A 20093-nucleotide genomic window follows, 5' to 3' on the forward strand; every position below is an offset into this window, starting at 1 on the left:
GACACACGTTGCAGATGGCGCAGGTGATCCAGGCGCAGCGCGATGACCGGCGTGCGTCAGGCTCGCCATCGAGGACCAACCAGGGCGAGGCAGCACGTCCGAAGGAGCGCAAGGTGGGCACCCGCAAGCAGCGTGAACTGACGCTTGAAGACCTGAATGCAGCGGTCCTCAGAACTGCCGGAACGCGGGCAGGCTCGGTGTTTAAAAGCCCTTGAAAGTAGAGATTTCTGAACCTCAAAACCGGACATTTCTAAAAAGTCCAAACCCGGACATTTAAAACCAGCCTCGACATTGGGTGTTAGTCCAAAGTTCAGATGTCGTGTTTCCGCTAAATTGAAATGTCGTGTTTCTGAACGCTGGCATGCTGGTCGGTCCGTTGCGAGATTTCGGAGTCGACCATGTGTCCAGCCACACTGCATCGGGTTCGCCGTCGCGCACGAACCGTGGTGAGGCGGTCCAGCCCGACCAGCGCAAAAGTGGCACGAAGAAGCAGCGCGAGTTCACACAGGCCGATGTTGATGGTGTGATCGTGCAGTTGGCGCAGTAGCACGGACAGACACACAAACCACCAGCCAACCAGCAGGCGCGAACGCCAGATGTGCGGCTTTCGCAATGCGCGTCGCACGCAGGCATTCCTCTCATACTTCGGGCCCATCCGGCAGTACTTCGCGCTGCCCAGACATCAGATGAACGCGGCATGTCATCGTGTCGTACTCCACGAACGCTTCGTCACATGGAACGGTTGGACTGTCACTGCCGCATCCGAGAAAGCTATCTAATAAGGAAAACTACTCTTTTACCAAACAGGTAGTCTGCAGCCGTCAACTTGACAAAGCCGGACCGCGTCATCTAATGGCGCGTTTGCCTCAGCATCGCCGTATCGTAACCGAGCACCGCAACCCGCCTTACCAGTTCAGCACGCAGTACCGGGTCGGGGTGCTCGGCACGCGTGAGAATCCAGAGATAGCGGCCACTGGGCTCGCCGACGATCGACCAGCTATAGTCGTCCGCATGGTCGAGCACCCAGTAATTCCCCAGATAAAACGGTCCGAAGAACGACACCTTGAGTTTGGCGTTTGCCGAATCCGGCACGATCTTCGCGCGTCCTTCTGAAACGCGGAGTGGTCCGTCTGTACCGCCGTCGCGGCAACGGTTCGTTACGGCAATCAGTCCGTCGCTGCGCTTTGCGTACTCCGCGGTCACGCTTTCACAGCCCTTTTCGAAGCGGTTTTCATAGCGCGCGAACTCGTACCATCGGCCTGTGTAGCGATCCAGATCAACTGGCTTCGCGGGCTGCGGCACCTGCGCATTGCCACTCTTGCCGCCGGTGAGCGATGCGCACGCGGCCAACAGTCCAAGCGCGCAAACAGCGAGGACCGTTGCGGCGATCGCCGTTGAGCGGCGCTGCTTCGGTCGCGTCGAGGGGCTCTGATTTTGCGTTTCTGGTTGCATCGGGAGGGCTGGCTCAGGTTTATATCGGGTCATGTTCATTTAGACCGGTGCATGCGCTGCGTCGATCGTGAGAATTTTATTCTTCACGCCGTGCTCGTGCGGTTCGCTTCGGGTATCGACCGGCCGCGCTCACATTTTCGCTCCGGCACGCGCGGCATGGATGTCGCCAGTTTTTGGCTCAGTCGAATAGTCAGCATTCGACGTGGGAACGGTCGTGCCTTCGAGCTGTACTTTGAGAAAGCTCAGTGCTCGCCGTATCCACGACTTTGCGGTCCCGACAGGAACATTCAGTGTATCGGCGACTTCGGCGTGGCTTTGCCCGCGAAAATAGGCGAGAGCAATCGCTTGGCGTTGCATCGGGCTGAGCTGCTGCACTGACGCGCAAAGGCGCGCGATATCAGTCGCCCGCTGCAACTCCGCGTCAGGCCCGGCGTGTTCAAGCTCGCTATCCGCCTCGAAATCGTCCGGCAGTTCGTCTGTTGGCGGCAGCCGGCGCAAGTGGTCGAGAGCCTGGTTTCTGACAACCGTCGCCATCCAGGTCATCGCCGACGAGCGGTTCGGGTCGTAACAGTGGGCGAACCGCCATACCTTGATGAAGCTGTCTTGCAGCACATCCTCTGCCCATTCGCGCTTTCGCGTGACACGCAGCGCGACCCCAAACAACGTCGGCGCGCAGACGCGATAGAGCTTGCCAAGTGCGTCGACATCCCGTTCCGCAACGTGCGCCAGCAAGCTGGCGACATCCGTCTGCCCGCACTTTTGGAGTGGATATACGGCCTCTTCTGCGTTTGAATTCCGATCCTGCATCACGAGACTCTCCGTAAGCATCATCATGCTGCGCGGCGCCTCTGATCAGCACGTCTCGCTTTGCGAGCAGCATGCGCTCGCTGCCGCATTTGACTGACTCAGCTTCTACCGTATAGCAGCCAGCAGACTTAACGCGCCGACCGTCGTCAGTACGATACGCATGCGCACATACCACCCGGGCAATGCGTTGCGACGCCCCGCGCTACGCCTCTGGATTGTCGTTCGCGTGAAAGCGCACGCCGGCGCGGCGCAGCCGCTGACGAATCCGTTGCGACAGCGGCACGCCGACGTCGGAGTCGACACGCTCTGGCACTTCATGCAATCCGGTTTCCATACGTCACTTACCCCGTGGTTTGATCAGCCCCATCGGGTCTTCAACTTCCTCAAATCCCCGAAGGTGCGTGCGAGCGCGAGCGCGCTATTGCTGTGAACGTCTGACGTGAAACGTTGCACGCTCGCGTCAGTCATCGAGCCGCTCCTGTATGAGACCCTCTTCGTTTGCGATCCGCGCGAGCGCCGACTCGAACATCGCGAGCGCGCGGTTTGCCACGTCGCCCAGATTCCGGTGCAGCAAAATGTCTTCGACTGAGCGCGATCCGCACTCATCGCTGTATTTCTCGAACGCCGACAGTTTCATGATGAGTTCGGCCAGGTGCCGCGGACACTCGCACGCAATGGTCGACGAGCGCGCGACCATTCCGGTCAGCGTCTGGTCGTCGAAGCGGCGCGCCGCACGCAGCCATAGGCCGTCCTGCGCCGAGGCGCCCCAGCCTTGGGCCATGCGGGCCAGTTCTTCGAGCACCTGTCGCAACTCGAAGCGGCTGTCGGGCTCGCGGTAGAGCCGCACGCCGGATAGCCGCAGCATCTGGATAGCCCGGCCTGTGCCGAACCCATAGGCCACTGCGATTGCCCTCGCCTGACACGCTTCGCCAAGACTCAGGACTTGCGAGGCCACGTCTTCGTGCAGTGACGTGACTGTGATTATGAGAATGTCCGCCGGCTCGATGGCCGAGCGCGAGGATGCCTCGTCCAGACTCGCAAAGCGCACCATATTGACCACGCCTGCTTCTGCCAGGTCGACATGTTCCGACTCGAGGCGCTGCAAGAATGCGTCGCCGATAACCGCGAGGGAGATGCCGACGGGCAGCGGCGCCGGCCCCGAGGCGATCTGGGTGAACTCCCTGCCGGAGCGACCGAGCGCAAGCTGTTCTAGCTGCGCCCGATCAAGCTTCGCGATCGTGCCGATCGGATGACCGCGTTGCACGAGGCCCTTGAGCAACGACAGCCTGCGCACGTCGTCTTCCGAATACAGGCGCTGCCCCGATTCGCTCTTAGGCGGCGCCACGACCCCATAGCGACGCTCCCAGATACGCAACGTGGTAACTGGCATCTTTGCCAGACGTGCTGCGTCGCCGCTTCGGTAACGCTTATGTGTCTTGTCATCTGTCGCGGACGCCACTGCAACTCCTTTCTCCTAGCATCTGTCTCAAGATGCTAGACGATTTATGGGACATAGTGAATCGATACTTAACAAAATTACGAGTCACTGAAACGATATAGATCCGTTATACGAGACAGTGAAGGCAATCCTGGCGCAACCTGCTGGCCCAGGGAAAAAACCAGTGGACTGGCCGTTCTCATGGTGTAGCATCCAACCGTTACATCAATCAATGTAACAATAAAAAATGTCATCGTGATGGGCCGCCAGACGCCCGTCGGACAGCATATTCGGGAGGCAGGTATGGGTGAGAAGGTCATTCCAGACGTCAACGTGGACGAATTGGCACAGTTCCGCGAAGTCCAGCAACTGGCCTATCAGTGCGTCGAGAGCGTCGGCAATATGCTCCGGCTGGGCATGACGGAAAAAGACGCCGCCCGGCTGCTGACCGAATGGTTGCAGGATCACGGCGTGCGTGACTGGTTGCACAAACCCTTCGCCTGGTTTGGCGACCGTACCGCTTTTGAGGGCTTTTCCGGGCTGTCGCACATGGCCGGCTTTAACCTGGCTTTCTTCCCGAGTTCACGCCGGCTGGAAGAAAACATGCCGGTCATTCTCGACGTGGCACCCGTACTGAATGGTGTGATCGCCGATGTCGGCTACGCCACCTGCATCGGCACGAATCCCATTCTCGAGCAACTGAAAGACGACCTCGCCGAACACCGCGAACTGATAGTCAACATGGTGAAGCAACGGCGCACGCTTGCCGATGTGGCGCGTGCGGTTGACCTGTTGTGCAGGAAACAGGGCGTGGAGCCGCGGCATAAGGCCTATCCGTTCAAGGTGCTTGCCCATCGCGTCGCGAAACTGCACAACCCCGCCAAGCCGCGCTTCGTGGCGCGTTTCGGCCTGAACGCGACGCGCAACCTCGTTCTCGACCAGGTTAGCGCAGGCAAGAAGGAAGGCTGGTCGCCTTTGTGGTCGATCGATCGCCGCTCCGATCATGCACCGACGCCCGGCCTGTGGGCCGTCGAGCCGCATCTCGGCTTTCAGGGTGTGGGCGCCAAATTCGAAGAGTTGCTGGTCATCACCGATGACGACGCCTACTGGCTCGACGACGATCTGCCGCATGTGCGCCGCTGGGCGCAGCGCGGGCGGGCGTTGGTCGCGGCATGATGGAGGCGCACATGCAGCTTTTAACCGACTCCGTATCGTCCACGTTATACGAGGCGCCGTCCGCCACGCATCGCACCGATTTCACGGTGCGCTCAGGCGACGTGACGCTTGCCGCCAAGGCATGGGGCGACCCCGCCCGGCCGACTGTAATCCTGGTGCACGGCTACCCCGACAACAGCGAAGTCTGGGACGCTCTGGCCGGCTTGCTGGCACACGATTTCCATATGGTCGCCTACGATGTTCGCGGTGCGGGGCGATCCACCGCCCCAACCGGCACGAAAGCATATCGCTTAGGAAAACTCACGGACGACTTTGTCGCCGTCATCGATGCCGTCAGCCCCAATCGCGCAGTCCATCTGGTCGCGCACGACTGGGGCTCGATCCAGGGCTGGGAATTCGTCACCGAAGAGCGGTTGCGTGGGCGCATTGCATCGTACACGTCGTGCTCGGGCCCTTGCCTCGACCATGTCGCTTACTGGATGCGAGCGCGGTTGCTGCGTCCCACGCCGCGGTCCATCGGCAAGGTATTGGGCCAGTTGGTACGCTCCTGGTACGTGCTGCTGTTTCACATGCCGGTGCTGCCTGGGTTGACCTGGCGCTTGTGGCTCGGCCGCGCGTGGCCGCGGGTGTTGCGTCGTGTCGAAAAGACCCAGATCGCGCCGCGCCCGACGCAAACGCAGGACGGTATACGCGGTGTGTCGCTGTACCGCGCCAACTTCATCCGCTGCCTGTTCACGCCGCGCAAGCGTTACGCGCACGCGCCGGTCCAGGTGATCGTGCCGACGCTGGACAAATACGTCAGCCCGGCGTTGTCCGAAGATCTTTCTCGATGGGTGCCGAAGTACTGGCGCCGTGAACTGACCGCACGGCACTGGGTGCCGGTCACCCACCCCGAACAGATGGCTCAGATGGTGCGTGAACTCGTCGACCACACCGAAGGCGGTGACGAACCGGACACCCTGCAACGCGCCCGGATGGACTCGGCACGCAACCCGCTCAGTGGCAAGCTCGCGGTCGTGACCGGCGCGGGCAGCGGCATTGGACGTTGCATCGCCCTGGAGTTCGCGAAGCAAGGTGCCGCGGTGGTCTCGGTCGATATCGACACCGCGAGCGCGGAGCGTACCGCTACGCTGGTCAGGTTATTAGGCCCTAACGCATACGCGCGCAAGATCGACGTCGGCAGCGCCGAACAGATGGAAGCGTTGGCCGACTGGATCGGGACGGAACTGGGTGGCGCCGACATCGTGGTCAACAACGCCGGCATTGGCATGGCAGGCGGTGTACTCGACACCTCGGCACAAGACTGGGAACGCATTCTTCACGTCAACCTGTGGGGCGTGATTCACGGCTCACGCCTGTTCGCGCGACAGATGGTAAAGCGCGGCAATGGCGGTCACATCATCAACACGGCGTCAGCCGCGGCCTTCGCCCCCTCGCGCGACCTGCCCGCCTACGCTACGACCAAGGCTGCCGTACTGATGCTCAGCGAGTGCATGCGCGGAGAACTCGCCGGTCTCGGTATCGGTGTCAGCGCAATCTGTCCAGGATTCGCCGAGACCGGGATCATGGCGGCCACTCAATACGTCGGCGCCAGCGCTCAGGATCAGGACCGCATGCGCCAGAAAGCCACCCAGCTATACCAGTTGCGTGGCCTGCAACCTGAGACGGTTGCGAAAGCCGCGCTTAGCGCGGTATTGCGTAACAAGCCTGTCGTCGCCATCGGCATCGAGGCGCATTCAATGCGGTTCATCTCGCGCTACATGCCGTGGCTCAGCCGCGTGATCGCTCGCATCAGCATGGCGCCGCGCTGAACTCACTCAACCGGACGCCGGAGACCGTTATGACCCAAGAGCAATCCCAATACAAGATCAAGGCACGCCATGTGAAGTTCGACTGGAGCCAAACGCCGATTCAGTGGATTCCGGGCGACCCGTCGAGCACGCACGTCATCAACGTGTTGAACCTGCTGTTCCCCGCCGGCGAACTATGGTTCTGCCGCGTCTACAACAAGGCGTTGCCCCTGATCACCGACCCGGCGTTGCGCGACGACGCAGAGGGGTTTCTCAGGCAGGAAGCGGTCCATTCGCGCTCGCACGGCGGTGTGCTCACGCACTACTACAAGGCCCACGGCATCGATACGCAGCCCTTCACAAAGAAACTCGACTGGCTGTTTGGCAAGCTGCTTGGCGAACAACCATTTGGGCTGAAGAAGATCGGCAAAACGCGCTTCTGGCTGCGTCAGCAGCTTGGCGTCATCGCCGCGCTGGAGCACTTTTTCGGTTACCTCGGCAATTGGGTGCTCAATGCCGACGGGCTCGATGCAGCGCACGCGGACCCAACCATGCTTGACCTGCTGCGTTGGCACGGTGCCGAGGAAGTCGAGCATCGCACCGTAGCCTTCGACATCTTCCGGCATATGGGCGGCACCTACTTCGAACGCTGTTTCCACATGCTGTCGACCGTCATGCTTCTGTTGTATTTTCTGACGCGCGGCGCGCGCTTCATGCACCAGCGCGATCCCGATGCCGGTAAGTACCGAGGCTTTATCCTCGCCTGGCGCGCCGGGGCGCGGCGCCGGTGCCTGCCGTCGTTCTGGAAAATGATTGCGGCAGCGCTACGCTATTTCAATCCGCGCTACACACCGCATCACGAAGGCTCCACCGAACAGGCGCTTGCCTATCTTGCCACCTCACCCGCGGCGCAGGCCGCGGCACATGGGGGCAACTGGGTTCGTAATGCGAGTTGATGTGGGCGGGGTGTCTATTGCCAGCGCGCCTTCTTTAAAGCGCGTGTAGCCGCAGCTTTCATTGGTCCGACAAGTACGAGGCCGGCGACGTGGTACATTCACCAACCAATTTATGGTCGACACCCCCGCCACGAACGGCCGATCACATCAGTGCCATGCGCAACACCGATTCCGACACATCGCTCGACCTGCCTGCGCACAGTTCGCCGTGGGCGCTCTTCTGCATTTTTCTACGGCTCGGCCTGACCTCGTTCGGCGGCCCTGCCGCGCATCTCGGCTACTTCCGCGACGAGTTCGTCAAACGCCGCGGCTGGCTCGACGAGCACACCTTTAGCGACGTGGTCGCGCTGTGCCAGTTTCTGCCCGGCCCGGGCAGCAGCCAGGTCGGCATTGCAATCGGCCGGTTTCGTGGCGGCATCGCCGGTGCGCTGGCGGCCTGGCTCGGCTTCACGTTGCCGTCGGTGGTGTTGATGATCGCGTTCGCCTACGGGTTCACCCATCTGGCGGATGCGAGCGCGCTTCACCTGGTGCGCGGCCTCAAGCTGGCGGCGGTCGCCGTTGTCGCGCAGGCCGTCTGGTCGATGGGACGCACGCTCTGCCCCGACCGCGCCCGCGTCACGATCGCAGCGGCATCGGCCATTGCGGTGATCGTATTCGGTGCGGCTTACGGCCAGATCGCGTCGATCGTGGTGGCAGGCATCGCCGGCGCCCTGCTTCTGAAATCGTCAACCGAGGTGCCGCGCGCGCCACTCGGCATGCCCGGCACGAGGACCGGCGCCCTCCTTTGCCTCACCATCTTCGGGCTTCTGCTGTTCGGCCTGCCTGCCGCCGCTGCTTTGTTGCATGCGTATCCGCTCGACCTTTTCTCTGCCTTCTACCGGGTCGGCTCGCTGGTGTTCGGCGGCGGTCATGTGGTGCTGCCTTTGCTGGAAGCGGTCGTGGTGCCGCGCGGCTGGCTCTCGGCCAATTCTTTCATGGCTGGCTACGGCGCAGCCCAGGCGATACCGGGACCGCTGTTCACATTCGCGGCATTTCTCGGCGCCGCCAGCAACGGTTACCCCGCAGGCATCGCCGGTGCGCTGATCGCCACCCTGGCAATTTTTCTGCCGTCGTTTCTGCTGGTCGGCGCGGCGTTGCCGCTGTGGGGCGAATTGCGGGCGTTCGCGTCGATGCGCCGGGCGATGGCCGGCATCAACGCTGCCGTGGTCGGCATTCTGCTCGCTGCGCTCTACGATCCGGTGTGGACCAGCGCGGTGCACAGCGGACGTGATTTCGCGCTGGTTGTTGTGGCGCTCGCGATGCTCGGCTGGTGGCGCGTGCCTTCATGGGCGGTGGTACTGCTCACGGCGCTGCTCGCGTGGTGGGTCGTCTGACCCAACGGGTGGCGTGAGCGGCTCGAGCGTTACACACAGCGCATGCGCACGGAGGATGTGCCGGGCGCGGAATCTGCTACTCGATAGACCCGTTGATGGTGTGGGCTGGATTCATAGGCTGCAACGCCAGTCTGGGCACGCGACTTCAGCAGTTCGATCGTGGCGACCGGTAACGCTTTCCATGGCAGGCAAGCTTGTCCGTCTGTCGAACGAAAAAGGAGAAAGACGATGACCCTGCTCATTTATCTTGCAGGCTGGATCATTCTGATAGGCGGCGTGGCGTGGGGATTGATGGCGCTGCATGTCGCACAACATACGATCGCGATCGTCGCGGTCATCATGCTCGGCGTCGCGGTGATCACGGGCGCCACCCGCGCACGTAACCGCGACCGGCCATAAAAAGGTTCTGGCTCCCCTTCCCGCTCGACCGCGCGGGGGGAGTTCCAAATGGACCAATACCGTGTCGCTGTCCGGCAGCCATACGCAGTCGCTCAAACCGACCCGACGACCGCGCCGCTCGCCTCCGGCGTGACTGAGCGGGGCGAAGAGAAGGAATCTATAACGTACGGGCAGGTCACGTCAGCGAGTGCGAGCGTGAACGTACCGAACAAATCGGTGATGCCTGACCGGACAAGGACGCTACAACACGGGCCGCCGCACCGAGTAAAACTTGAGTGTAAAAACGTAGCGAGTGGTTTTATGAAGCCCGCTTCGGCGCGCGCAGCGCCGCCGGAAGAATGACACCTTTGTCACTAGCGCCGAATGTGGGAGAACACAGATTCCAGATGCACCACTACCCCTAGCAAGCTACGGGACCCGCTTAGTATTGGCGGTTTTAGCCGCTTTCTTTGCTTATCTTTCTTTGCGGCGGCAAAGAAAGTAAGTGCCCCCCGCACAGGGGCGACGCTAATAGACCAATAACAAATCAAGAAAAGGCCAACGCCGCAGGCGAACAAACAAACCAAGAAAACGCCACCACCGCCGGCAACCACCCCCAGCATCAATTAGCCCCCACCCCACCCCCCGCAACCTGCGCCTCCGCCGTCTTAACAGCGCCAGCGCCCTCCCCCCCATGCTGAATGGCATAAATCTCCCGATTCCGAGCGATCTCCGCGTCCGTAGGCGGATAGTCACTATTAGGCGCCGGCACGAGCCCTTCAGCCTGAGCCTGCTGCAACTGCGCCATGACATCGGCGCGCGTCAGACCTGACGGATTAGATTGAGCGAAAGCATTCGCGCCGAACGGCAAACTAAGTGCAGCAACAGCGATAGCGGTAAGCAGTTTCATGATGTCTCTCCGATGGTGAGCAAGAAATGAGTGGCCTGAACCACGCTTCCCATTGTTGTCATTTCAGCTGTCGGAGCACTGACCTTCAGATTACCGTTTTGTTATCTACGCACCGCGCTTAAACCAAACCAAAAAACCCAAACTAAAAAACCCAAACTAAAAAACCCAAACCGAAGATAACAGAACGGTAATCTACCGGACCACCACCGGTAAGCGCCACCCCCCCACACTCCTGACTTACGAAGAAGCCCGCGTCACGCGCCGCCAGGCGCCGAAACAAGACCCGCGCCTCCATCTGCCACTTTTCAGGAAATCGTCATGTGGATCGTCAAGCTCGCGCTGCGCCGCCCATATACATGCGTGGTTCTCGCGGTGTTGATCTTTATCGTCGGTCCGCTCGCGATACTCCGCACGCCCACCGATATCTTTCCGAACATCGACATCCCGGTGGTCAGCATCGTCTGGACATATAACGGCTTTTCCGCCCAGGACATGGCCAACCGCATCACCTCGAATTACGAACGTGCGCTCACCTCCGACGTCGACGATATCGAGCATATCGAGTCACAATCGCTGAACGGCGTCTCGGTGGTGAAGATCTTTTTCCACCCGGGCGCCGACATCAATCGCGCGATTGCGGAGGCCGCCTCCAATTCCGCGTCGATTCTGCGCGTGCTGCCGCCTGGCACGCTGCCGCCGAACATCATTACGTACAACGCGTCGACGGTGCCGATCCTGCAACTCGGACTCTCCAGCGACACGCTGTCCGAACAGCAACTCTACGACCTCGGCAACAGCCAGATCCGCACGCAACTGGCGACGGTGCAAGGCGCGTCGGTGCCGCTGCCGTTCGGTGGCAAGGTGCGGCAGATCATGGTCGATATCGATCCGCACGCGCTGCAGGCCAAAGGCCTTGCCCCGCTCGACGTGGTCAATGCCGTCAACGCGCAGAACCTGATTCTGCCGGGCGGCACCGCCAAAATCGGCACGAAGGAATACAACGTGCAGATGAACGGCAGCACCGACACGGTGGCCGCGCTGAACGACCTGCCCATCAAGACGGTGGCCGGCGGCGTGGTCTATGTGCGCGACGTGGCTCATGTGCGCGACGGCTATGCGCCGCAAACCAACATCGTGCGCAACGACGGCAAACGCGCCGCATTGCTCACCGTCGAAAAATCCGGCAGCACGTCCACGTTGACGATCATCCAGCAGGTCAAGGCGATGCTGCCGCATATTGCGGCGGGTTTGCCGAGCGCGTTGCATATCACTGCGCTGTCCGATCAATCGGTGTTCGTGAAGTCGGCGGTCGTGGGCGTGGCGCGCGAGGCAGTCATCGCCGCTGCGTTGACCGCGTTGATGATCCTGCTGTTTCTCGGCAGCTGGCGCGCCACGCTGATCATCGCGGTGTCGATTCCGCTCGCGGTGCTGACCTCGCTGATCGCGCTTTCCGCGCTCGGCCAGACCATCAACATCATGACGCTCGGCGGCCTTGCGCTCGCGGTGGGTATTCTCGTCGACGATGCCACCGTCGCGATCGAAAACATCACGCATCATCTGGAAAACGGCGAGCCGCTGCACGACGCGATTCTGAACGGCTCGGGTGAAATTGCCGTGCCGACTTTTGTCTCGACACTGTCGATCTGCATCGTGTTCGTGCCGATGTTCCTGCTCTCCGGCGTGGCGCGCTATCTGTTCGTGCCGCTCGCCGAAGCGGTGGTGTTCGCGATGATCGCGTCGTACTTCTTCTCGCGTACGCTGGTGCCGACCCTCGCCATGTATCTGATGCGTGCGCGCAGTAACGCGCCAGTCACGGGCAACGGCCCGATTGCGCGCCTGATCCGCTTCCAGGCCGCCTTCGAACATCACTTTGAGAAGTTGCGCGAACGCTATCGCGGCGTGCTCGGCTCGGCGATCGCGAGACCGCGCCGTTTCATCGCAATCTTCCTGCTGCTGTGTATCGGCTCGCTCGCCCTGGTGCCGTTTGCCGGCCGCGATTTCTTCCCCGCGGTCGATACCGGCGAGATCCGCCTGCATCTGCGTGCGCCCACCGGTACGCGTATCGAAGACACCGCGCGCATCACCGATGAAGTCGAAGCCCGTGTGCGCAGCGTGATCCCGAAGCAGGAACTCGCAGCCATGCTCGACAACATCGGCGTGCCGGTGAGCGGCATCAATCTGACCTACGATTCATCCGACCCGATCGGCCCGGAAGACGCCGACGTGCTGATCACGCTCGCAGCCGGCCACAAGCCCACCGCCGCCTATGTGGCGACGCTGCGCACCACGCTCTCCAGGGATTTCCCCGGCGTCACGTTTGCCTTCCTGCCCGCCGATATCGTCAGCCAGATTCTCAACTTCGGCCTGCCCGCGCCGATCGATATTCAGATCGTCGGCAACAAGCTCGACGCCAATCGCGTCGTGGCGAACCGCTTGCTCGCACAACTGCGCGGTGTGCGCGGCCTCGTCGATGCGCGCATCCAGCAACCGGGCGACGCACCCGCGATCAACGTAAATGTCGACCGTACGCGGGCGATTCAGGCGGGCCTGTTGCAACGTGACGTGTCGCAGAACCTGCTGATCGCGCTCTCAGGCAGTTCGCAGACCTCGCCGAATTTCTGGCTCGATCCGCGCAACGGTGTCAGCTATCCGCTGATGGCGATGATGCCGCAGTACGACGTCAATTCGCTGCAGGCACTGGCCAATATTCCGGTCGCGCAGAGCGGTGGCGCAGGTGCGGGCATGGTGACGGCGTCTGCTGCGGCGAACGGCAACGGCCCCGCCCCGCAGAACCTGCTCGGTGCGCTCAGCACGCTGACACGCGGCACCCAGCAAGCCGTCGTCTCACACTACAACGTGCAGCCGGTGCTCGATATTTTCGCGTCGGCGCAAGGGCGCGACCTCGGCGGCGTGGCAGCCGACGTGACCCGGCTCGTCGATCAGATCCGGCCGCAATTGCCGCCGGGCGCGTCGATCGTGGTGCGTGGCCAGGTGCAGGCGATGCACGATTCGTTCAGCGGTCTTGCAAGCGGCCTTGTGTTCGCGATCGCCCTCGTCTATCTGCTGATGGTTGTCAATTTTCAGTCGTGGCTCGATCCGTTCATCATCATCAGCGGCTTGCCGGGCTCGCTCGCGGGGATTGCGTGGATGCTGTTCAGCACCGGCACGAGCCTGAGCGTGCCGGCACTGACCGGCACCATTCTGTGTATCGGCATTGCCACGGCCAACAGCATTCTCGTGATCAACACCGCGCGTGAATTCCACCACGGCGGCAAGCCGCCGCTGCAGGCCGCGCTCGAAGCGGGCTTCAGCCGCTTCCGTCCGGTGCTGATGACCGCGCTCGCGATGCTGATCGGCATGCTGCCGATGGCGCTCGGCCTCGGCGACGGCGGCGAACAGAACGCGCCGCTCGGCCGCGCGGTGATCGGCGGTCTCGCACTCGGCACAGTGTCTACCTTGCTGTTCGTTCCGGTCGTCTACGGCATGGTGCACGCGTGGCTCGACAAACGCCGCGCGGCTCGCACCGACACACAAGAATCCGGCGTTCCCGCCCGCACACATTGATTCCGACGAGAGCCTGCTCATGAACAATCCATCACTTCCGCCCGATCTTGGCGACAGGTCTGAACCGGCCGTCGAGGCGACCCGCTCAGCCGACATGACCGCAAGCCCGAAGCCGCGCCGCCGCCTATGGCCGCTCGCGTTGACCGGCCTCGCCGCGGCGTTGCTGATCGTCGGCATCGTGCCGCGGCTGCATGCAAGCGCCGCACTGACGCAACAGACGCAAGCGCAAAGCATGCTCAGCGTTGCCGTGGTCACGCCGCGCCCCGCGCCGGCCGTCCACGAACTGCTGCTGCCCGGCGCGGTGACGCCGTTCGCCGAAGCGTCGATCTATGCGCGCACGAGCGGCTATCTGGCGCACTGGAACACCGACATCGGCGCCCAGGTGAAAAGCGGCCAGACGCTCGCCACGATCGACGCGCCCGATCTGGATGCGCAACTGCGCCAGGCCCGTGCCGACGAAGCTACCGCGCAGGCCAACTTCGATTTCGCAAAGACCACCGCGCAGCGCTGGCAGGAGATGCTGAAAACCCAATCGGTCGCGCAGCAGGATGCGGATACGAAAGTCAGCGACATGGAAGCGCGTCGCGCGATGCTGGCGTCGGCGCAGGCCAATGTCGCGCACCTGGCCGAGCTGGTGTCGTACGAGAAGATCACCGCACCGTTCGACGGCGTCATCACTGCGCGCAACGTCGATGTCGGCGCACTCGTGACGGCGGGCGGCACGCCTGGCGCGGCGGGTATGTCGGGCGAGCTGTTTCATATTCAGCAGACCGGCGTGCTGCGCGTGTTCGTCGACGTGCCGCAGAACGACGCGCCCTACGTGACGCCCGACACCGGCGTGTATCTGACCGCCCAGCAGTATCCCGGGCGGCACATCGCCGCAAAGGTGGCGCGTACGACCGGCTCGATCGATCCGTCGAGCCGCACGCTGCGCGTCGAGGTCGACGTCGATAACAAGGATAGCGCGCTGATGCCAGGCGCTTACGCGCAGGTGCATCTGCAGTTGCAGTCGGCCACACCGGCGCTCGATCTACCGGTGAGCGCGCTGCTCTTCCGTCCGGATGGCGTGACGGTCGCCGTGGTCGACGGCAACGGCCGTGCGGCGCTGAAGACGGTGCACATCGGCCGCGATTTCGGCACGCATGTGGAAATCACCACGGGTCTTGCGGCGACCGACCGCGTGATCGATAACCCCGGCGATTCGCTGAGTACCGGCCAGCTTGTGCAGATCGCGCCGGCTGCGAATAGCTGAGCGCCAGTCATCGAAAGGATGAGCCGAATGTCTTCAATGTCTCTTTCACGCCCGTTGCTGCGCCGTTCGTTTGTGGTCACGCTGATCAGCGCACTGCTGAGCGCCTGCTCGACACTGCCGCCGTACCAGCGCCCCACCGCCAAGATCCCTGCGCAGTATGCCGGCGCGGCACCCGGCTGGGCCCAGGCCACCCCTGCCGACACAGCGCCGCGTGGCCCCTGGTGGACGATCTTCAACGATCCAGTGCTGAATCAACTCGAAGCGCGCGTCGACGTCTCGAATCAGACCGTGCGCAAGGCGGTTGCGCAGGTCCAGCAGGCGCGTTCGATGGTGGATTATCAACGCGCCGGTTTTTTCCCGACGATCACCGCCGGTGCCGCACAGGACCGCTCGCGAACGTCGCAGAACGTCGAGGGCAAATCGCTCGCGGGCAAGACCGTGCCGGATTATTCGGGCGGCGTGTCCGCGAGCTGGGAGCCGGATCTGTTCGGCCGCGTGCGCGACACTGTGACCGGCGCGCGAGCCGATGCCGATGCGAGTGCGGCGGATCTCGAAGCCGTGCGCCTGTCGATGAGCGCCGATCTCGCCGTCGACTATTTCGCCCTGCGCTCCCTCGACACGCAAAAGAAGCTGCTCGACGACAGCGTGAGCGCCTACGGCGCTGCCTTGAAGCTGCTGCAGCAGCAACTGAAAGACGGCGCGATCGATGCCTCCGCGGTCGCCCAAGCCACCACCCAACTCGAGGCGACGCGCACGCAAGACACCGACATCGACGTGACGCGCGCGCAGATGCAGCATGCGATTGCCACGCTGATCGGCGAGCCGGCCTCGACCTTCACCCTGCCGCCGAACGGCTCGGCTGCGATGCCGCCGGCGATTCCCGTTGGCGTGCCGTCGCAACTGCTCGAACGACGCCCCGACATCGCCGCCGCCGAACGGCGCGTAGCGTCGGCGAATGCGCAGATCGGCGTGGCGCACGCGGCCTTCTTTCCCGATCTGGTGCTGTCGGCGAGCGCGGGGCTGGAAAGCACCTTCTTCGCGCCGTGGCTAAGCGCCCCGAGTTTGTTCTGGTCGCTCGGCCCGCAACTCGTCGGGACGCTGTTCGACGGCGGCAAGCGCACGGCCAGCCTGCATGGCGCGACCGCGCAGTACGACGGCGCGGTCGCGGATTACCGGCAATCGGTGTTGGTGGCCTTCCAGCAGGTCGAGGACAATCTGTCCGCGCTTCATTCGCTCGCCGACGAAGCTGCCAGCCAGCAGCGCGCGACCACGGCTGCGGATCTGTCGTTGCGGCTCACGACGAACCGCTTCAACGCGGGCGCGGTCAGTTATCTCGACGTGGTGACCGCGCAGACGATTGCGTTGACGAACCAACGCACTGCGGACCAGATAGCAGCGCGGCAGCTGGAGTCGAGTGTGTTGTTGTTGAAGGCGCTGGGCGGGACCTGGCATGACCAGCGCGATGGCGCGACGACGCCGGATGTGGCGGCTGCGAGGACCGCTACAGGGCCTGTCACCACGTCCGCCGCTGAAGCCAGCACCACGCTCGCTACTGAGCCCGCCGCTCAGCCAACCCCTAAACCCGCCGGAACGTAAGAACGAAACAGGTGCTCTGCGCGTCGCTTTCCGCATGCACCGTGCCGCCATGCAACTCCATGATCGTGCGGACAATGGCAAGCCCGAGGCCCGTCGAACCGGTGGACGCTTGCGACAAGCCGGACGAAGGCAAGGAACTGCGCGACGGATCGATTCGATAGAAACGGTCGAAGATCCGTTCGAGATGCTCCGGGGCAATCGGCTGCCCCTGGTTCGACACGGTGACGCGCACCGCGTCGGCCGAAGCGTGAGCATCAAGCGCGATCTCGCCGCCGCGCGGCGTATAGCGGATCGCGTTGGCGAGCAGATTGCTGACGGCGCGGCGAAACAGTTCAAGATCCGCCGTCAGCGTTGCCGCACCGGTGACCTGCAGCCTGACATCCGCATCGTCAGCGATACCTTCGAAGTATTCGGCAATCCGCGTCAGTTCCTGACCGGCATCGAACTCGCGCATGTGTTTGACGAATTGTGGATGCTCAGCGCGTGCAAGAAACAGCACGTTTTCGATCATTCGTGAGAGCCGGTCGCACTCTTCCAGATTCGATGCGAGCACGGATTCATATTCGTCTGCAGAGCGTGGCCGGGCGAGTGCGACTTCGGCGGCGCCGCGCATGTTGCTAAGCGGTGTGCGCATATCGTGCGCGAGGTCGGCGGTGAAACGCGAGAGGCGCTGAAAGCCGCGTTCGACGCGTTCGAGCATGGCATTAAGCGCGTTCACCAGTGCTTCGAGTTCGCTCGGCGCATGCGCCACCGGGATCCGCGTGTTCAGGCGATTGACCGTGACGAGACCCGCACTCGCCGCGATATCGCGCAACGGCCGCAAGGCGGCGCGAATCAGCAGATAGCTCAGCAGCATTGCCAGAATCACGCCGGCCGCACCGGCTAGGTTGAGCTTGTCGCGATAGCGGTCGAGCAGCCGCCAGCGGTCGCTCATGTTGCGCGCGATCAGCACGGTCGCCGTGTCGCCGTCGTGCAGCCGCGCGTCCGCGAGAATGCCGCGGATCGGGGCGCCGTTGTGGCCGGTCCAGGCGCCGATATCCGTATCGGTAATGCGCGCCGAAGCGGGAATACGCGTGAGCGGCGGCAACGCGGCGATCGTCTCGACGCCACCAGCTTCAGCGGTTTCGCCGGGATCCTGAGTATCGCTTGTTACGCTCGTTTCGCTTGCCGCATTGAGTGCAATGGAGGCACCGGACGCATTTGAGGCTGTAGAAGCAGCGCTGCTTGCCGCGCCACCCTGCGCTGCGAACGTTTCCCCCGCGTTGTGCTCGATCGCCATGTGCCCATCGGGACCGAATACCTCCATCGACATCGCTTCATTGCCCAGCACGATGCTGGTCAACCGGTCACCGTGTTCACGAATCCCTTTCGATGTATCGAGTTCCTGGGCGAGCCGCCGTGCATGACGTGCGGCGAGCACGATGTCGAGGTCGTCCTGCGCCTTGATCTGCTTCTCCAGCGCGAGGTACAGAAAACTCCCGACAAGCACGAAAACCGCGAGCGTGGTGACACCGAAGGCAAGCGCGAGCGTCGCGGCGAGCGAGCGGCCGCGCATCAAGCGGCGTCCTTCAGTTCGAGCACATAGCCGACACCGCGCACCGTGTGAATCAGCTTGACGGGAAAGTTATCGTCGATCTTGGTGCGCAGCCGGCGGATCGCGACTTCGACGACATTGGTGTCGCTGTCGAAATTCATGTCCCACACATAGGACGCAATCTGCGTGCGGCTCAACACTTCGCCCTGGCGGCGCGCAAGCAACTGCAGCAGCGAAAACTCGCGCGGCGTGAGATCGATACGTGTGCCGGCGCGTTTCACGCGCCGGCGATTGACGTCCATTTCCAGATCGCCGACCTTGATCAGTTCGCTTTCGCGCGGCGGTCCACGGCGCGCCAGCGTGCGCACCCGGGCCAGCAATTCGACGAAGGCAAAAGGTTTGACGAGGTAATCGTCCGCGCCGAGTTCGAGACCGCGCACGCGGTCGTCGACGTCGTCGCGGGCGGTGAGGAACAGCACCGGCGTGGTACGCGTGCTGCGCAAGGTCTTGACGATGGTCCAGCCATCCATGCCGGGCAGCATCACGTCGAGCACGATCACGTCGTATTCTTCTTCCTGCGCGAGAATCAGCCCTTGTGGGCCGTCGCTCGCGACATCGACCGCGTAGCCGGATTCTTCCAGGCCTTTCTTCAGATAAGCAGCTGTTTTGAGCTCGTCCTCGATCACCAGGATTCGCATGGGAGTGCTCCGCTGTGCTTGATCGTCAAATCATACCGGCAAGCGGAGCGCGTCGTGATTACGATCCGGTAATGTTGGCTGCGCACGCCATGCTGATCGCAAGGGCCTCCGGTCCGATGACCGCCGATCCGGCGACTTGCCGTGGACCCGGCTCGCACCCGGCCGATGGGTGCGCAGTTCGCCGGTTGGGGGACCGGCAAACGTCGCACTCGCCTACTCGACGTTATCCGCCACGTCCGTCATCCGGATCATATGCGGCTTGACGACATCGTCTTCCTCGTCGGCGGCGGTCGTGGGCGGATGAATCAGCGCTTCGAGCCGCGCCTTAGTGGCCAGAAATTCCGCCGACGTGACCTGCGAATAATCCCGCGGACGCGGCACCGGCACCTCGATCAATTCCTGCACCTCGCCGGGATTTGCCTTCAGCACGAGGATGCGGTCGGCGAGAAAAATCGCTTCGTCCAGATCGTGCGTGATGAACAATACGGTCACATCGATATTGCGCCAGATATCGAGCAAATGCGTCTGCATCTTCGCGCGGGTCTGCGCATCGAGCGCGCCGAACGGCTCGTCCATCAGCAGAATGCGCGGCCGGTTCGCGAGCGCGCGAGCAATCGCCACACGCTGCTTCATCCCCCCGGACAATTGATGCGGATACGCATTGGCGAACCGCGTCAGGCCGACCAGATCGAGCCATTGCAGCGCTTCACGCTCGGCGTGCATGCTGCTGTGGCCGTTCATCTTCAAACCGAACATGACGTTTTTCTTGACTGTCAGCCACGGAAACAGCGTGTAGCCCTGAAACACCATGCCGCGATCGGCGCCGGGCCCCTCTACCGGCTTGCCGTCGAGCAGCACGCTGCCGCTCGTCTGCCGTTCGAGGCCCGCGAGAATGCGGATCAAGGTCGACTTGCCGCAGCCCGACGGTCCGATCACGCAGACGAACTCGCGTCGGTGCGTTTTGAAGCTGATGCCGTTCAGCGCGGTGCACTCGCCCTGTGCGCTCTCGAAACGCTTGTCGAGGTCGCGAACTTCGAGGATCACCTCGCGCGACTTCAGACGGTCGAAACGCTCGCGCACCGCTTCGGACTGGATGAGGTACGACGGAATCGGTTGCGGATTTAGCATGATTGAATCCCTTGAGTGCGGTGCAGTGTGGTGCTGTGCAG

Annotated in this window: 16 protein-coding genes and 2 pseudogenes; 11 read left to right on the forward strand and 7 right to left on the reverse strand. The window is 62.7% G+C overall.

Annotated features, from left to right (window positions below):
* The 3 genes and pseudogenes from HHL24_RS21375 to HHL24_RS45325 form a co-directional block, all read left to right on the forward strand.
* Nucleotides 1–215: pseudogene (locus HHL24_RS21375) on the forward strand (ISNCY family transposase); the annotation flags it as partial.
* Between the two features lie 128 nt (nt 216–343).
* Entirely contained in the window at nt 344–547 is a 204-nt protein-coding gene (locus HHL24_RS21380; RefSeq protein WP_169487402.1) for a hypothetical protein, read from the forward strand.
* Nucleotides 548–563: 16 nt separating this feature from the next.
* Nucleotides 564–779, forward strand: a pseudogene (locus HHL24_RS45325) (IS6 family transposase); the annotation flags it as partial.
* A 70-nt stretch (nt 780–849) separates the two neighbouring features.
* Here HHL24_RS45325 and HHL24_RS21385 read toward each other — a convergent pair.
* From HHL24_RS21385 to HHL24_RS21400, 3 genes are all read right to left on the reverse strand, one after another.
* Nucleotides 850–1452, reverse strand: coding sequence for a lipocalin family protein (locus HHL24_RS21385; protein ID WP_169487403.1), 603 nt, complete (start codon nt 1450–1452; stop codon nt 850–852).
* 129 nt (nt 1453–1581) lie between these two features.
* Complete coding sequence (locus HHL24_RS21390) at nt 1582–2259, reverse strand: RNA polymerase sigma factor (protein ID WP_169487404.1); 678 nt, start codon at nt 2257–2259, stop codon at nt 1582–1584.
* Between the two features lie 460 nt (nt 2260–2719).
* Nucleotides 2720–3718 (reverse strand): MerR family transcriptional regulator, encoded by a 999-nt coding sequence (locus HHL24_RS21400; protein ID WP_329606716.1) that lies wholly within the window; start codon nt 3716–3718, stop codon nt 2720–2722.
* Nucleotides 3719–4000: 282 nt separating this feature from the next.
* Between HHL24_RS21400 and HHL24_RS21405 the strand changes: the two genes are divergently transcribed.
* The 5 genes from HHL24_RS21405 (at nt 4001) to HHL24_RS21425 (ending at nt 9391) form a co-directional block, all read left to right on the forward strand.
* Nucleotides 4001–4873: a M24 family metallopeptidase gene (locus HHL24_RS21405; RefSeq protein ID WP_169487405.1), complete on the forward strand. Its 873-nt coding sequence runs from the start codon at nt 4001–4003 to the stop codon at nt 4871–4873.
* Between the two features lie 11 nt (nt 4874–4884).
* On the forward strand, nt 4885–6684 hold the full coding sequence (locus tag HHL24_RS21410; protein ID WP_169487406.1) for an SDR family oxidoreductase: 1800 nt from the start codon (nt 4885–4887) through the stop codon (nt 6682–6684).
* Nucleotides 6685–6713: 29 nt separating this feature from the next.
* Nucleotides 6714–7619: a metal-dependent hydrolase gene (locus HHL24_RS21415; protein WP_169487407.1), complete on the forward strand. Its 906-nt coding sequence runs from the start codon at nt 6714–6716 to the stop codon at nt 7617–7619.
* A 155-nt stretch (nt 7620–7774) separates the two neighbouring features.
* Nucleotides 7775–8992 carry a chromate efflux transporter gene (gene chrA / locus HHL24_RS21420; RefSeq protein WP_169487408.1) on the forward strand — a complete coding sequence of 406 codons (1218 nt, stop codon included), beginning with the start codon at nt 7775–7777 and terminating at the stop codon, nt 8990–8992.
* Between the two features lie 228 nt (nt 8993–9220).
* A complete protein-coding gene (locus tag HHL24_RS21425; protein ID WP_169487409.1) occupies nt 9221–9391 on the forward strand; it encodes a hypothetical protein in 171 nt (56 codons plus the stop codon).
* Between the two features lie 601 nt (nt 9392–9992).
* Here HHL24_RS21425 and HHL24_RS21430 read toward each other — a convergent pair.
* On the reverse strand, nt 9993–10280 hold the full coding sequence (locus HHL24_RS21430; protein ID WP_169487410.1) for a DUF4148 domain-containing protein: 288 nt from the start codon (nt 10278–10280) through the stop codon (nt 9993–9995).
* 318 nt (nt 10281–10598) lie between these two features.
* Between HHL24_RS21430 and HHL24_RS21435 the strand changes: the two genes are divergently transcribed.
* The 3 genes from HHL24_RS21435 to HHL24_RS21445 are packed head-to-tail and all read left to right on the forward strand — an operon-like array spanning nt 10599 to nt 16692.
* On the forward strand, nt 10599–13844 hold the full coding sequence (locus HHL24_RS21435) for an efflux RND transporter permease subunit (RefSeq protein ID WP_169487411.1): 3246 nt from the start codon (nt 10599–10601) through the stop codon (nt 13842–13844).
* A gap of 19 nt (nt 13845–13863) precedes the next feature.
* The gene (locus tag HHL24_RS21440) at nt 13864–15096 is read left to right on the forward strand and encodes an efflux RND transporter periplasmic adaptor subunit (protein ID WP_169487412.1); all 1233 of its coding nucleotides are present in this window, start codon (nt 13864–13866) and stop codon (nt 15094–15096) included.
* Nucleotides 15097–15132: 36 nt separating this feature from the next.
* On the forward strand, nt 15133–16692 hold the full coding sequence (locus HHL24_RS21445) for an efflux transporter outer membrane subunit (RefSeq protein WP_169487518.1): 1560 nt from the start codon (nt 15133–15135) through the stop codon (nt 16690–16692).
* Here HHL24_RS21445 and HHL24_RS21450 read toward each other — a convergent pair.
* The 3 genes from HHL24_RS21450 to HHL24_RS21460 all read right to left on the reverse strand — a co-directional run bounded on the left by HHL24_RS21450 (nt 16673) and on the right by HHL24_RS21460 (nt 20052).
* Nucleotides 16673–18247, reverse strand: a complete 1575-nt coding sequence (locus tag HHL24_RS21450) for a heavy metal sensor histidine kinase (protein ID WP_169487413.1) — start codon at nt 18245–18247, stop codon at nt 16673–16675. The two genes, HHL24_RS21445 and HHL24_RS21450, sit on opposite strands and share 20 nt — an antisense overlap.
* Nucleotides 18247–18924 (reverse strand): heavy metal response regulator transcription factor, encoded by a 678-nt coding sequence (locus HHL24_RS21455; RefSeq protein ID WP_169487414.1) that lies wholly within the window; start codon nt 18922–18924, stop codon nt 18247–18249. Before HHL24_RS21455 ends, HHL24_RS21450 begins: the two co-directional genes overlap by 1 nt.
* 213 nt (nt 18925–19137) lie before the next feature.
* Complete coding sequence (locus tag HHL24_RS21460) at nt 19138–20052, reverse strand: ABC transporter ATP-binding protein (protein ID WP_169487415.1); 915 nt, start codon at nt 20050–20052, stop codon at nt 19138–19140.
* Nucleotides 20053–20093: the final 41 nt, after the last annotated feature.

This window comes from Paraburkholderia polaris (assembly GCF_012927345.1).
GTDB classification, from domain to species: domain Bacteria; phylum Pseudomonadota; class Gammaproteobacteria; order Burkholderiales; family Burkholderiaceae; genus Paraburkholderia; species Paraburkholderia polaris.

Coding starts and splice junctions, on each gene's coding strand:
- chrA (WP_169487408.1), top strand. CDS start 7,775: ATGCGCAACACCGATTCCGACACATCGCTCGACCTGCCTGCGCACAGT.
- HHL24_RS21415 (WP_169487407.1), top strand. CDS start 6,714: ATGACCCAAGAGCAATCCCAATACAAGATCAAGGCACGCCATGTGAAG.
- HHL24_RS21385 (WP_169487403.1), bottom strand. CDS start 1,452: ATGCAACCAGAAACGCAAAATCAGAGCCCCTCGACGCGACCGAAGCAG.
- HHL24_RS21390 (WP_169487404.1), bottom strand. CDS start 2,259: ATGCAGGATCGGAATTCAAACGCAGAAGAGGCCGTATATCCACTCCAA.
- HHL24_RS21455 (WP_169487414.1), bottom strand. CDS start 18,924: ATGCGAATCCTGGTGATCGAGGACGAGCTCAAAACAGCTGCTTATCTG.
- HHL24_RS21460 (WP_169487415.1), bottom strand. CDS start 20,052: ATGCTAAATCCGCAACCGATTCCGTCGTACCTCATCCAGTCCGAAGCG.
- HHL24_RS21430 (WP_169487410.1), bottom strand. CDS start 10,280: ATGAAACTGCTTACCGCTATCGCTGTTGCTGCACTTAGTTTGCCGTTC.
- HHL24_RS21440 (WP_169487412.1), top strand. CDS start 13,864: ATGAACAATCCATCACTTCCGCCCGATCTTGGCGACAGGTCTGAACCG.
- HHL24_RS21410 (WP_169487406.1), top strand. CDS start 4,885: ATGCAGCTTTTAACCGACTCCGTATCGTCCACGTTATACGAGGCGCCG.
- HHL24_RS21435 (WP_169487411.1), top strand. CDS start 10,599: ATGTGGATCGTCAAGCTCGCGCTGCGCCGCCCATATACATGCGTGGTT.
- HHL24_RS21450 (WP_169487413.1), bottom strand. CDS start 18,247: ATGCGCGGCCGCTCGCTCGCCGCGACGCTCGCGCTTGCCTTCGGTGTC.
- HHL24_RS21445 (WP_169487518.1), top strand. CDS start 15,133: ATGTCTCTTTCACGCCCGTTGCTGCGCCGTTCGTTTGTGGTCACGCTG.
- HHL24_RS21405 (WP_169487405.1), top strand. CDS start 4,001: ATGGGTGAGAAGGTCATTCCAGACGTCAACGTGGACGAATTGGCACAG.
- HHL24_RS21425 (WP_169487409.1), top strand. CDS start 9,221: ATGACCCTGCTCATTTATCTTGCAGGCTGGATCATTCTGATAGGCGGC.